Here is a 13,357-nt window from a genome sequence, read left to right as displayed (position 1 = left end):
TTCTGCGTCCCCATCGTCTAGAGGCCTAGGACACCGCCCTTTCACGGCGGTAACAGGGGTTCGAATCCCCTTGGGGACGCCACTTACTATTTTAGGTGATGTATAAAGCAGTGTGACACCGCACTCTCTATGCACGACGTTATCGAGAGTACTAATCTATTGAGACGCCACTTACTATTTTAGTAGTGTATAAAGCTATTACTTCCTCAGCGCTATCCAGCGCATTAACTTCTACCGTTTATCCGTTAAAATTTTAGTTTTACACTTTTAATTTTCTTCAATATCTAAAAACCTATCTGTTTAATTAATAATCACCTACGTATAATTTCTTTGGTTTTCAAGAGCGATCCGCAATAATAATTATTCAGTTACAGTGATAAATTTTTTGCTAGCTGCGTTAAAAATACATACTTATAACTGCATGTGTAGATAAAATGGATAGCACAACTAAATTTCAAATTACTCTTAACCATATTTATTCATCCTTTAAATAGCTCAATCAATAAAGCCTGTACAAAATATTCAGCATTTATAAAGCGCTGTGCTGCTAACCTTTTAGCTTAATTTCTTATTATTAGGAGTTAATTATGGCAAGTGGTTGGGCGCGTGATGGCGCAATTCAAGATCAAATCGATGCAAGTGTTAACGACGCAGTGCAATATGCAAGGCAAAATTTAATCTCAGGCGCGAGTGCTGAATTCTGTGATGAGTGTGATTGTGAAATACCACAGGCACGCAGGTTAGCGCTGCCAGGTGTTAGGCACTGTGTGGCGTGTCAAAGCGAGCTTGAGGCTAAAGGCAAAGGCGTTGCTGGCGTAAACCGCCGAGCAAGTAAAGATAGCCAACTAAGGTAAAGGTGCGACTAGGCACCTTTTTGATAAATTTTATTGCCTAGTGAGCTTTGTTTTTCTTTTTCTGAATAAGCTCAATTGAATAGCCATCAGGGTCTTTCACAAAAGCAATTTCTGTTGTGCCGCCTTTTACTGGCCCCGGCTCTCGACTGACGTTTCCACCAGCGGCCTTTATGTCGTCACATGCCTTGTATATATCGTCAAATTCAATAGCTATATGGCCATACGCATTACCAAGATCGTAGCTATTTTCATCCCAATTATAAGTAAGCTCTAATAAAGTATTACTATCCTCTTCACCATACCCTACAAAAGCTAATGTATAACGGTACTCTTCGTTGTCAGAACGGCGTAATTCTTTCATTCCTAAAATCTGTGTATAAAAAGAAAGTGACTTTTCTAAGTCGGCTACACGCAACATTGTGTGTAATAAACGCATTTAGGTTACCTCTGTGAGTTTAAATTTAAATAGGTGTGGAGCATAGCGTCTTTATGGAGTATCCATAACCGCATTGCAAAGGCCAGAGCCTGCCATATACCTAGAGGCTTATTTTACCTCAACTTTGAATAATAAGTTTATATTAACCAGCTATTTGCGCACTCATTGCGTCAAATTTACGTGCAATAAGCCCAGCTATTGCCGCGCAAGTGGCTTTGTCTTCACTGAAAACCTCGGCTTGTGAAATAAATTAAAATATCAGTACGATTTAATACGTAAGTAAACTTCTTAACCTGAGTTCGGGCAATTTAAGCTAAATGTGGACAAGGCTCGGCATTCACAACCACGCATTGCCATAATATTAGCACACTAAATTAGTGGTATTACCAACAATGGGTTAGTGCACAATGTAATTATAGCCATGCTATTTATACGAGTTTATAAAGTTGTTGCACTTATTGGTCAACCTATTTTTTATTAAGCTCTAACCAAAGAAGGGAAAAGTGCGTGGAATTAGTTTGATTTCCATACTACCTATAACTAATTGTTTATTATTGTTATTTTGTTGATTTGAAATAAATTGTAAATTACCTTGGTTTACAAAGTTAACTTATTGGTTGACAAGATTGGTGTATGGTAATACAGTTTTTGCATACCAATTGGTAAGTTGCTTGGTTTTAGCTTCTCCAAGGTATTAATAAATAATCAAAGCAATGCTAAGCATAACGAAATAAATACGTAACCGGTCAATAATATACAGCGTGTAATCACTCTGTTTTTATTCGCTCAAATGGTAATAACGCGGCGGGTTACCTATTCAAACGAACATGCTCAGGGTTACTTTAGCAAATTGAATTAAACGACACAGCGTACCTATTTATGGGGTAAATCATTACTCGTACTCATAAAAGCACGCGCCATCATATTTAGGAGTTATTCATGTCTAAACCAGTAATCGGTTTTATCGGCCTTGGCTTAATGGGCGGCAATATGGCCGAAAACTTACAGAACAAAGGCTATGAGCTTATTGTTATGGATTTAAACAAAGATGCGGTTGCTGCATGCGTTAGCAGAGGCGCAAAAACAGCAAGCACTGCAAAAGAGCTTGCACAAGGTGCAGACATAATTATGTTTTGTTTAACAACATCAGCAGTTGTTGAAAAAATTGTCTACGCAGAAGATGGCATTTTAGCGGGTATTAAAGAAGGCGCGGTATTAATTGATTTTGGTACATCAATTCCTTCGTCTACTAAAAAAATTGGTGCTGATCTAGCCGCTAAAGGCGCAGGCATGATTGACGCACCACTAGGGCGTACTCCAGCCCATGCTAAAGACGGCCTATTAAATATTATGGCAGCGGGCGATATTGACACCTTCAATAAAGTTAAACCTGTACTTGAAGATCAAGGCGAAAACGTATTTCACCTAGGTGAGCTAGGCGCAGGGCATACAACTAAGTTAATCAATAACTTTATGGGTATGACCACAGTATGTGCTATGTCACAAGCGTTTGCTGTAGCAGACAAAGCCGGTGTAGACCGCCAGCAACTATTTGACATTATGTCGACAGGGCCTTCTAGCTCTCCATTTATGCAATTTTGTAAAAACTACGCGGTAGACAACGTAAGCGACCTTGGATTTTCAATTGCCAATGCAAACAAAGATTTAGGCTACTTCCTACAAATGGTTTCAGACCTTGGGACTGAATCAAAAATTGCTGAAGGGTCATCTGCTAACTTACAAGCGGCATTTGATGCAGGTATGGGGCAAGGCAACGTACCAGAAATTTTTGATTACTTTAAAACTCTAGAAAAGTAATACCGACAACATTGGGTGCTTTAACGTAGTTAAAGCACCAAAACACACACAACATCAATTGGCTAGATTTAACCTGCTTTGTGCAATGAGTGCAGCATTACTATTGATAAGGCATTACTTCCGGTCACACTGAAAAAGAGTTATCTATGCGTTTAATTAATATAATAAAGCTTAGCCTAGTTCTTATTGGGTGCACATCCACACAATTGGCAGCCAAAGATTATTTTGTAGACACTAAACAAGCTTTTCAAGAAATCTCTGACAAACTCGTTGCCGGCGATAAAGTAACTCTCAAAGACGGTACGTGGTCTAATTTCGAAATTTTATTACAAGGCCAAGGAACCAAAAACGCCCCAATAAAGCTTACAGCGCAAACCAAGGGTAACGTTATTTTATCAGGGCAATCTAATTTAAGACTGGCGGGTTCGTATTTAGAAGTGTCAGGACTTGTATTTAAAAATGGTTATACGCCTAGCTCAGCCGTTATAGAATTTCGTAAAAATAAAGATGAGCTTGCTACTCACTCCCGCGTAACACAAGTTGTTATCGATAACTACAATAACCCCGATAAACGAGAATCAGACTATTGGGTGGCTCTATATGGTAAACACAATCGTTTTGATCACAGCCACTTAGTAGGTAAACGTAACAAAGGCGTTACGGTTGCAGTAAGGCTTAATAGTGAGCAAAGCCAACAAAACCACCATCAAATTGATCATAACTTCTTTGGCTATCGTCCTACTTTTGGATCTAACGGCGGTGAAACACTGCGCATTGGTACTAGCCACTATTCATTAAGTGATTCATTTACCGTAGTTGAAAACAACTACTTTGAACGTACTAACGGCGAAGTAGAAATAATCTCTGTTAAATCAGGGAAAAACCAAATCCGCAATAATGTGTTTTTTGAATCTCGTGGCACACTAACGTTGCGCCATGGTAATGGCAATATTATACAAGAGAACGTTTTTTTTGGTAACGGTGTAGATCACACAGGTGGCATTCGCATAATTAATAAAAACCAAACAGTAAAAAATAACTACTTAGAAGGTTTAACAGGCTACCGTTTTGGGAGTGGTTTTACGGTTATGAACGGCGTACCTAACTCACCAATAAATCGCTACCATCAGGTAGAAAACGCGACAATTGAAAACAATACCTATGTAAATGTGCGTCATATACAACTTGGCGCAGGTAGCGATAGCGAGCGTAGCGCTGCACCAATTAATAGCGCAATGAAAAATAACCTTATTATTAATCAAAATGGCGAGCAGCCTTTTACAACCTTTGATGATGTAAGCGGTATTAAATTTAGTGAAAATGTAGCTAATACCCAGGTATTAAAAGCGTTAAATTACGGAGTTAAACAGCAAAATGTAACACTAACCAGAGCTAGTAACGGTTTACTGTATCCTGAATCAAGCAAAATTAGTGCAGGTGCTAAACGCGGTTTAAAGGTGCTAAAAAAGGCCGATACCGGCGTTAGCTGGTATCCAAAAACAGAGCAAGTTGTGGCATTTGATACGGGTAAAACTCACCAGGTTAAAGCAACTGCAGATGCCTTACTTAACGCAATCAATGCAGCCCAAACGGGTGATGTATTAGAGCTTGCAGATGGTCAATACGATGTATCTAAACTCGTTAAAATAACAAAAGTGCTTACCCTTAAGGCTAAACATACTGGCAAAGCTAAGCTGACCTACCAACGCTCCACCTTATTCGAAATTCATGATGGCGGTAGCTTAAAGCTAGATGGTTTAGTTATCTCGGGTGAAAACGCACCTGATGCCATTAATAATAGTGTGGTACGTACTAAAAAGTGGGGCATGGTTGATAACTACCGCTTTGAAATACACAACTCACAATTCACTAATCTTGATATTAATCACTCATTTCACTTTTTTGTAACGGGTAAAGGGGCGATGGCAGATGAAATCACGTTAGTAAATAATACCTTTAAAAATGTAACTGGCGATATTTTACGTCTCAATACCGAAATAGAAGACTTAGGTATTTATAACGCAGAGTATGTAACACTTAAAAACAATACCTTTAATGAGGTAGCCGGTGGCGTCGTTAAGTTATACCGAGGGGGGAGTGATGAAAGCACCTTTGGTCCGCATTTATTAATGACCAATAACACCCTAACTAAAGTAGGTTTAGGTAAGCGCAACAAGGCGCAAGCGAGTGTGTATGCGCACGGTGTACAAGTAACAAATATTGCAAGCAACGTATTTGAAAAATCGGCACCGATTAAAATTGAGCACACGGTTGGTGAGCCAATAACAGCCATTACAGATAACACCTTTGATGCAACTCAAGCGCCAAGCGTAAAAGAGTTACGTGTAGTAGGCCCGCACACGGCAACAATTAAAAATAACAACGTTTTAAATAAGGTGAACTAACAATGATGAATTTAACCCAAAATAAGTCATTATTTAAAACGCTGGGTGTTACTGTAAGTGCCTTAGTTTTATCGATAAACGCCTACGCAGCGCATCCAAATTTGGTAATAACCAATGATGATGTACAGCAAATGCGCCAAGCAATTAGCAACAATGAACAGGGCAAGTTTGCCAACGCATTTGCAGCGCTTAAAGCACAAGTGGATGAGCAAATTAAAAGCCCTATAACAGTGCCTGTACCAAAAGACGGTGGGGGAGGGTATACCCACGAACGTCACAAAAAAAATTATCAGCTTATGTATAACGCCGGTGTTATTTATCAGCTAAGCCAAGATGATAAATACGCTCATTACGTACGTGATATGTTGCTTGAGTATGCCAAATTATACCCAACACTTGATGTACACCCTAAGCGCAAAGTTAAGTCGCAAAACCCAGGTAAACTATTTTGGCAAAGCCTTAATGAGGCCATGTGGCTTGTTTATACCATTCAAGCATACGATTTAGTGCATGATGCGTTAAGCGCCGCTAATATTAAAACCATTGAAAATGACTTACTGCGTCCAGTATCGTTATTTTTATCACAAGGCCAGCCATCAACCTTTAACAAGGTACATAACCATGGTACGTGGGCTACAGCCGGTGTAGGCATGGCAGGGTATGTGTTAGATGAATCTGAGTGGGTCGAAAAGTCTCTTTACGATTTAGATAAATCGGGCGAGGGTGGCTTTATTAAGCAGCTAGACATGCTGTTTTCGCCACAGGGCTATTACAACGAAGGTCCTTATTATCAACGCTTTGCACTACTTCCGTTTGTTACCTTTGCTAAAGCAATTGAAAACAACGAACCGCAGCGAGACATTTTTGAATATCGCGATGGCATATTACTTAAAGCGATTGATACCACTATTCAGCTAAGCTATAACGGTTTGTTTTTCCCGATAAATGATGCAATTAAAAGTAAAGGTATAGACACAATAGAGCTGGTACACGGTGTAACAGCCGCTTATGGTTTAACACACGATACTGGTTACTTAGATATAGCTAAAAAGCAAAATCAAATAATACTCTCTGGCGATGGCCTAAAAGTGGCTCAAGCGCTGGATAAAAATAAGCAAACTCCTTATGTATTTAAATCGGTAGCGTTTGGCGATGGTAACGATGGCGAGCAAGGGGCGTTGGTAGTAATGCGTACGCAAACTGGCGGCGACCAAGCACTTTTATTTAAACCTGCTGCACAGGGGTTAGGACATGGACATTTTGATAAATTAACATGGCAGTTTTACGATCATGGCAATGAAATTGTATCTGATTATGGCGCTGCACGTTTTTTAAATGTTGAGGCTAAATACGGCGGTCGTTACCTACCAGAAAACGAAACTTACGCAAAACATACCGTGGCACACAATACGGTTGTGATTGATGAAACCTCGCATTTTAATGCAAATGTTAAAGTGGGTAATAACAATCATCCTACGCTTAATTTCTTTGAAACAAACCAATACGGAACGGTGTCAAGTGGGCAAATAAGCACCGCTTACAAAGGTGTTGAGCTTGAACGCACGTTAGCGTTAATTAATTTACCTATGCTTGAAAGCACGCTTGCAGTTGATATTTTTAATGTGACTGCAGATTCCTCCCATAAAATTGATTTACCACTGCATTACAAAGGCCAATTAATTGATACCAGCTTTGAGTTACTTGGTAACATCAAAAGCTTAGCTGCGCTGGGTGATAAAAATGGTTATCAACATTTATGGTTAAAAGCACAGGCACAACCAGATGAAGGCCTAGCAAAGGTAACGTGGTTAAACGACAACGGCCGTTTTTATACACAAACAAGCCTAGTAAAAGGGAATGAGTCTTTCTTATTTACGCAAATAGGGGCAAACGATCCACTCTTTAATCTTCGTAACGAAAATGGCTACATTCGCCGTGTAGAAGGTAAAAAACAGCATAAATTTATTTCAGTACTTGAGCCTCACGGTGAATACAACCCAAGTAAAGAATATACCCTAGAGGCTGTTAGCCGTGTATCGTCACTTAAGTATGACGCGCAAGAGCCCTTAGACCTAATTGAAGTTAAAGTAAAAAATAATACCTATTTGGTTGCTATCAACAAAGCCGATAAAGCAGCTAAACACACATTCACATATCAAAATAAAGCATTCACCTTAAATGGCCGCCTTGGCGTTTATGCGATGAAGAATAATCAGGAGTAAACAGGATGCAAAAGCAAAGTGCACACTTTTCATTTGGTAACGAAACCGAGATTGAAGATTTAGGTAATGGCTTAAAACGCCAAATGCTTGGCTATAACGAAGAGCTAATGGCCGTGAAAATTTGGTTCTCAGAAGGGGCTATTGGTTATAACCATGCGCACAGGCATTCGCAAGTAACGTATGTGGTTGAGGGTGAATTTCACTTTAACATTGATGGCGTAACTAAAATCTTAAAAGCGGGTGATAGCTGTTTTATTCCTCCTTTTGCTGATCACGGGGCAACGTGCCCAACTGGCGGTATACTGATTGATACCTTTAGCCCAGCTCGCGAAGACTTTCTTGAGGAATAACCTATGAAAATTCAAGGCTTACGCTGGTGGGTTATAGTGCTAATTGCACTTGCTACCATTATTAACTACATAGACCGTCAAGCGCTTAGCGTTTTATGGCCAGACATTGTGGAAGAAATGTTCCCTGATGAATCTGCTTTAGAGCGTAAACAAATTTACGCTAATATTTCTATAGTATTCGTATTTGCTTATGCATTTGGCCAAGCTATTTTTGGCAAAATTTTTGACTGGGTTGGCACGCGTTTAGGTTTTGTACTTTCAATTGGTGTGTGGTCATTAGCCACTGTTGCCCATGCTTTTGCACAAGGGGTGCTTAGTTTAAGTATTTTCCGTGCAATTTTAGGTGTAGCCGAAGCTGGTAACTGGCCCGGTGCAGCTAAAGGTAATGCCGAGTGGTTTCCAACAAAAGAGCGTGCTTTAGCGCAAGGTATATTTAATTCTGGCGCAGCCATTGGTGGCATTATTGCTATCCCGCTTATTGCTTATTTAACCGTGTATTTTAGCTGGCAAATGGTGTTTATATTTGTTGGTGCCTTAGGTTTTTTATGGTTAGTTCCTTGGATTATATTGGTAAAAGCGCCTCCAGGCTCTCACCCTTGGATAAGTGAAGAAGAGCGTGAGTACATTCTTACCGGACAAAGACGCGTTGATGATAACGGCGATGTAACAAGCGATGACGAAGAAGAATATAACCCGTCTACAGGCGAGTTACTCTCTCGTAAGCAAAGCTGGGGCGTAATTATAGCCTCTGCAGCTATCGACCCTATTTGGTGGTTATTTGTTTTTTGGATACCAATTTACTTAAACGAAGTGTATGGCATGGATGTTAAAGCGATTGGTATTTATGGCTGGGTTCCGTATGTAGGCGCTATGTTTGGCGCTTGGTTTGGTGGCTTACTTGCCCAAAACCGCCTTAAAGCTGGCTGGAATACCGATAAAACGCGTAAGCTGACCATCACATTAGGGTGTTTAATTATGTTGCCGGCGCTGCTTGCAATGGCAAACCCAGGCGAGCCGGTAATTGCGGTACTTATTATGGCTGTTATTTTATTTGGTTTTCAAACCGCCATTGGTAACGTGCAAACCTTACCAAGCGACTTACTCGGTAAAAAAGCGGTAGGTACGTTGTCGGGCTTCTCTGGCATGGCCGCTAAATTAGGTGCTGTAGGCCTTACGTCATTGGTACCTATTTTAACAGCGGATGGTAATTATACACCGGCGTTTGTGATAGGCGCGTCTTTAGCGATTATTGCAATGGCAGCTGTATGGATCTTAATTCCAAAAATTGAACCATTGAAAAAGCCTAACTAATTTGTTGGCAATGGCTGTGTTTCTCACAGCCATTTACTACCTAAGGTAAGTGATAATAATGAAAAATATTTACTTTATTGGCGAGTGCATGATTGAGTTAAGAGCGACTGTTCCCTCTACATTGCATCAGTCATTTGCAGGTGACGTATACAATTCGGCAGTTTACTTAAAGCGTTGTTTCCCACAAATCACCACCTCAGTTATTACCGCTTTAGGGGAAGATAACTTAAGTAAAAAAATGCGTGAGCGTTTTACAAGTGAGCAATTAAATACAGATTATGTATTTGCTCATAGCAGTAAAGTCCCAGGTATGTATTACATAGAAACGGACGAGCAAGGCGAGCGCAGCTTTATTTATTGGCGTGATGATTCCGCAGCCAAAAAGGTGGTTGAATTTATCAGCCCTGAGCTTGTTAAGCAGCTGTCATCGGGTGATATGTTTTTCTTTTCGGGTATTTCTTTAGCCGTAATAGAAGAGCAAGCAAGAGCGCAGTTTTGGGACATAGTGAAGCAACTTAAAGCCGCGGGTGTAAAAATAGTATTTGACCCAAATTACCGTGCGCGACTTTGGGATAACGTTGAGCAAACTAAAGCGCAATACCATAGTGCATTTAGCTTAGCCGATATTACGTTACCCGGCGTTGAAGACTTAGAAACGCTTTACAACGTGCAAAGTGTAGAAGCGGTAATTGATTATTTGGCTCCGTACAACATTAACGAAATTATAGTAAAAAACGGCCCCGATTCAGTCATTACAAAAGAGGCTAATACAGTGCAAAGCCACAGTATTACGCCGGTTAAAAACGTTGTTGATACAACCTCCGCAGGCGATGCCTTTAACGGCGTGTATTTAGGAGCGCGCTTAGATGGGCGCCCAATTAGCGAAGCGGTTAAGCTGGGCGCGCAGGCTGCCGGCGCTGTTATTCAGCAACCCGGTGCTATTGCACCAAAAGATGTTTTTCAACAAGCCATGGCTAAATCAGGTCTCTAACTGGCTAATTTACTCAATTTATAACACTAAGTAGCACGATTATCTAAAATAAGGGAAACAACGCATGACTCGCTTTTCTGAACTAATGGCAGGGCAAACTCTGCTACCTATAATTCAAGCAGACACGCCAGAGCAAGGTGTAAACATTGCTAAAGCAATGGCAGAGGCAGGCCTAACTTTGGTAGAAGTTGTTCTTAGAACAGATGCATCAATTGATGCACTTAAAGCCATAAAAGAACAGGTTCCACAGCTAAAAGTGGGCGCAGGCACCGTTATTAACGAAACAATTTTAAAGCAAGCGCTAGAAGCAGGCTCAGATTTTATAGTTACTCCCGCTGTATCGCCTACACTATTAAGTGAGCTGGTTAAGTGTAACGTGCCAGTATTGCCAGGTGTATCAAATACCGGCGATATATTAATGGCACTTGAGTATGGTTTTGAAGAGCAAAAACTCTTTCCTGCTTCACTTGCTGGTGGTGCGCCGTTTGTCTCTGCTGTCTCATCTGTATTTCGTGCAGTGAGCTTTTGCCCGACCGGCGGCGTAAGCGAAAAAAATAAAATGGATTACTTGTCGTTAAACAATGTATTTGCAGTAGGCGGTACCTGGGTTGCTAAAAAAGAATGGGTAACGCAGGGTAATTGGCAAGCCATTACAGACTCTTGTATCGAGGCTTTAAAATAGCAAGGAGCAAAAAATGAATTATTTAGCCCCAACCATTGCACCAGGCGTTGTTGTTGGCGATGAAGTAAGCGAAGTGTATAAACACGCACGAACGCATCAGTATGCATTGCCTGCTGTAAACGTGGTGAGCACATCGTCAATTAATGCCACCTTAGAGGCCGCAAAAAAAATGAAGTCGCCGGTCATTATTCAACTATCTAATGGGGGAGCGCAGTTTTTTTGTGGTAAAGGTTTAGCACTAGAGGGCCAGCAATCTGCCGTTGTTGGGGCAATAAGTGCTGCACAGTATGTGCATAACGTGGCGAAGCACTATGGCGTTGCTGTCATGCTGCACACAGATCACGCAGCAAAAAAACTCCTGCCCTGGATTGATGGTTTATTAGATGAAGGCGAAAAGTATTTTGCACAAACAGGCAAGCCGCTTTTTTCATCGCACATGATAGACCTGTCAGAAGAGCCACTGGAAGAAAATATAGAAATTTGTGAGCGTTATTTAGCGCGCATGGCAAAAATAGGCATGACACTTGAAATAGAGCTCGGGTGTACCGGCGGAGAAGAAGACGGGGTTGATAACTCGCACCTCGACAGCTCTGCGCTTTACACTCAACCAGAAGATGTAGCCTACGCCTATGAGCGACTTAGTAAAATAAGCCCTAATTTTATCATTGCTGCTTCTTTTGGTAACGTCCACGGCGTATACAAGCCTGGCAATGTGGTATTAACTCCTACCATATTACGCGACTCGCAAGCCTATGTAGCTGAAAAATTTAATTTAGAGCATAACGCTATTAATTTTGTATTTCACGGTGGGAGTGGCTCTGAGCACAGTAAAATTGCTGAGTCGCTAACCTACGGGGTGGTAAAAATGAACATTGATACCGACACCCAATGGGCGAGTTGGAACGGGGTATTAAACTACTACCAAGAAAAACAAGGCTACTTGCAAGGCCAAATTGGTAACCCTGATGGCGAAGATAAACCCAATAAAAAATACTATGATCCACGTGTGTGGTTACGTCAGTCGGAGCAGCATATGGTGGCTCGCCTGATCCAATGTTTTGACGACCTTAATTGTGTGAACAGGTATAGCGCATGAAAAGACTGAATAAAGTATTAAAGCAAGATGGGGTTGAAACCGACCTTATCATGTTAATTCGCACGCTATTAGCAACCACAAAAGAAATAGCGTTTAGAGTAAGCCAAGGTGAGCTTGCGGGTGTTTTAGGCTCTACCCTTAACGAAAACATCCAGGGCGAAGTGCAAAAAAAATTAGATGTCATTGCCAATCAGCTGTTAAAAGATACCTTAATTGATGATGATCTTGTAAAAACAGTGGCATCTGAAGAAGAAGATAATGCAGTAGGCGCCCACCCTGATGGCAAATATATTGTGGCTTTTGATCCGCTTGATGGGTCATCAAACATTGATGTTAACGGGCAAATAGGCACTATTTTTACCATTTACCCTGCAAAAGCAGATGTGCCTTACGATAGTGATGAGCAATTTAATCAACCCGGTACTAATCAGGTTTGTGCAGGCTACGTGCTGTATGGGCCATCGTCGTTACTAGTAATGAGCACAGGCGGGCCAACCCGCTGTTATACACACGATTTAACCCACGGTGGCTTTTTGCTTACAAAACCAGAGCTTGCAGTGCCGAGTAAAAGCCGTGAGTTCTCGGTTAATATGGCAAATTACCGATATTGGGATGAAGCAACACAAGTCTACTTTGATAAATTACTGTATACATCAGAAGAATTTGCTAAAAGCTCAATTCGCTATAATGCAGCCATGGTTGGCGATGTGCACCGAATTTTATGCCGTGGCGGGGTATTTATGTACCCGCAAGATACGCGCGCAGGTAATGAAAACGGTAAAATACGCTTACTATACGAAGCTAACCCACTGGCAATGCTTACTGAAAACGCAGGCGGTATAGCCACCTCTAAAGGTATGCGTATTTTAGATATTCAGCCCGATGAGCTGCATCAGCGTGTGCCTGTTATTTTAGGCTCTAGTGAACCTGTGACTTATTTTAATTCTGCGGTTTATTAAACCTGACTAAGGCCTCAGTACAAAAGGGCGGTTACTGTATCCTTACGCCTTTTAAATAAAACGTAAGCCACTGCTGACTAATAGTGAGTTAAACGCAGTGGCTACGTTATTTTATATACATCAAAAATTCATATCTATAGGCTATTACAGTTAAAGCCTTCACGCCTGTATTTTCCACCCCCTATTCTTTATGTGCTTATCGCGCTACGTACTAATACAGAGTAATTCTTCGG

The 13,357-nt window shown here is 40.9% G+C and carries 11 protein-coding genes and 1 tRNA gene; 11 read left to right on the top strand and 1 reads right to left on the bottom strand.

Features of this window, described 5'->3' with window-relative positions:
• Window positions 1-6: 6 nt before the first annotated feature.
• Window positions 7-82: transfer RNA gene (locus CWC04_RS12155), tRNA-Glu, on the top strand.
• A gap of 505 nt (window positions 83-587) precedes the next feature.
• Window positions 588-854, top strand: a complete 267-nt coding sequence (locus tag CWC04_RS12150; RefSeq protein ID WP_024034161.1) for a DksA/TraR family C4-type zinc finger protein — start codon at window positions 588-590, stop codon at window positions 852-854.
• A 37-nt stretch (window positions 855-891) separates the two neighbouring features.
• Here the strand turns inward: CWC04_RS12150 and gloA are convergent, their stop codons facing one another.
• Entirely contained in the window at window positions 892-1,290 is a 399-nt protein-coding gene (gene gloA / locus CWC04_RS12145) for a lactoylglutathione lyase (protein ID WP_138685553.1), read from the bottom strand.
• 939 nt (window positions 1,291-2,229) lie between these two features.
• Here gloA and CWC04_RS12140 point away from each other — a divergent pair.
• The 9 genes from CWC04_RS12140 (at window position 2,230) to CWC04_RS12100 (ending at window position 13,124) form a co-directional block, all read left to right on the top strand.
• The gene (locus CWC04_RS12140) at window positions 2,230-3,108 is read left to right on the top strand and encodes an NAD(P)-dependent oxidoreductase (RefSeq protein ID WP_024034160.1); all 879 of its coding nucleotides are present in this window, start codon (window positions 2,230-2,232) and stop codon (window positions 3,106-3,108) included.
• A gap of 146 nt (window positions 3,109-3,254) precedes the next feature.
• Window positions 3,255-5,513 (top strand): chondroitinase-B domain-containing protein, encoded by a 2,259-nt coding sequence (locus CWC04_RS12135; RefSeq protein WP_138685552.1) that lies wholly within the window; start codon window positions 3,255-3,257, stop codon window positions 5,511-5,513.
• 2 nt (window positions 5,514-5,515) lie between these two features.
• Complete coding sequence (locus CWC04_RS12130) at window positions 5,516-7,735, top strand: heparinase II/III domain-containing protein (RefSeq protein ID WP_502705339.1); 2,220 nt, start codon at window positions 5,516-5,518, stop codon at window positions 7,733-7,735.
• 5 nt (window positions 7,736-7,740) lie between these two features.
• Complete coding sequence (locus tag CWC04_RS12125; protein ID WP_004589273.1) at window positions 7,741-8,085, top strand: cupin domain-containing protein; 345 nt, start codon at window positions 7,741-7,743, stop codon at window positions 8,083-8,085.
• 3 nt (window positions 8,086-8,088) lie between these two features.
• Window positions 8,089-9,396: an MFS transporter gene (locus CWC04_RS12120; protein ID WP_126007606.1), complete on the top strand. Its 1,308-nt coding sequence runs from the start codon at window positions 8,089-8,091 to the stop codon at window positions 9,394-9,396.
• A 58-nt stretch (window positions 9,397-9,454) separates the two neighbouring features.
• A complete protein-coding gene (locus CWC04_RS12115; RefSeq protein ID WP_138685551.1) occupies window positions 9,455-10,387 on the top strand; it encodes a sugar kinase in 933 nt (310 codons plus the stop codon).
• A gap of 64 nt (window positions 10,388-10,451) precedes the next feature.
• Window positions 10,452-11,069, top strand: coding sequence for a bifunctional 4-hydroxy-2-oxoglutarate aldolase/2-dehydro-3-deoxy-phosphogluconate aldolase (gene eda / locus CWC04_RS12110; protein ID WP_024034155.1), 618 nt, complete (start codon window positions 10,452-10,454; stop codon window positions 11,067-11,069).
• A gap of 13 nt (window positions 11,070-11,082) precedes the next feature.
• A complete protein-coding gene (fbaA, locus tag CWC04_RS12105; protein WP_024034154.1) occupies window positions 11,083-12,165 on the top strand; it encodes a class II fructose-bisphosphate aldolase in 1,083 nt (360 codons plus the stop codon).
• Window positions 12,162-13,124, top strand: coding sequence for a class 1 fructose-bisphosphatase (locus CWC04_RS12100; RefSeq protein ID WP_138685550.1), 963 nt, complete (start codon window positions 12,162-12,164; stop codon window positions 13,122-13,124). The genes fbaA and CWC04_RS12100 overlap by 4 nt, the downstream gene beginning before the upstream one ends.
• The last annotated feature ends 233 nt before the right edge of the window (window positions 13,125-13,357 follow it).

Origin of the sequence: Pseudoalteromonas sp. S2893, assembly GCF_005887105.1 — a bacterium.
Classification (GTDB): Bacteria; Pseudomonadota; Gammaproteobacteria; order Enterobacterales; family Alteromonadaceae; genus Pseudoalteromonas; species Pseudoalteromonas atlantica.
Note: the sequence above shows the minus strand (reverse complement) of the source record. Positions and strands in the feature narration are given on the sequence as shown.

Bases quoted from the DNA above. Each gene is read 5' to 3' on its own strand.
- CWC04_RS12125 (WP_004589273.1), top strand. From the start codon at position 7,741: ATGCAAAAGCAAAGTGCACACTTTTCATTTGGTAACGAAACCGAGATT.
- fbaA (WP_024034154.1), top strand. From the start codon at position 11,083: ATGAATTATTTAGCCCCAACCATTGCACCAGGCGTTGTTGTTGGCGAT.
- CWC04_RS12115 (WP_138685551.1), top strand. From the start codon at position 9,455: ATGAAAAATATTTACTTTATTGGCGAGTGCATGATTGAGTTAAGAGCG.
- eda (WP_024034155.1), top strand. From the start codon at position 10,452: ATGACTCGCTTTTCTGAACTAATGGCAGGGCAAACTCTGCTACCTATA.
- CWC04_RS12135 (WP_138685552.1), top strand. From the start codon at position 3,255: ATGCGTTTAATTAATATAATAAAGCTTAGCCTAGTTCTTATTGGGTGC.
- CWC04_RS12120 (WP_126007606.1), top strand. From the start codon at position 8,089: ATGAAAATTCAAGGCTTACGCTGGTGGGTTATAGTGCTAATTGCACTT.
- gloA (WP_138685553.1), bottom strand. From the start codon at position 1,290: ATGCGTTTATTACACACAATGTTGCGTGTAGCCGACTTAGAAAAGTCA.
- CWC04_RS12150 (WP_024034161.1), top strand. From the start codon at position 588: ATGGCAAGTGGTTGGGCGCGTGATGGCGCAATTCAAGATCAAATCGAT.
- CWC04_RS12130 (WP_502705339.1), top strand. From the start codon at position 5,516: ATGATGAATTTAACCCAAAATAAGTCATTATTTAAAACGCTGGGTGTT.
- CWC04_RS12140 (WP_024034160.1), top strand. From the start codon at position 2,230: ATGTCTAAACCAGTAATCGGTTTTATCGGCCTTGGCTTAATGGGCGGC.
- CWC04_RS12100 (WP_138685550.1), top strand. From the start codon at position 12,162: ATGAAAAGACTGAATAAAGTATTAAAGCAAGATGGGGTTGAAACCGAC.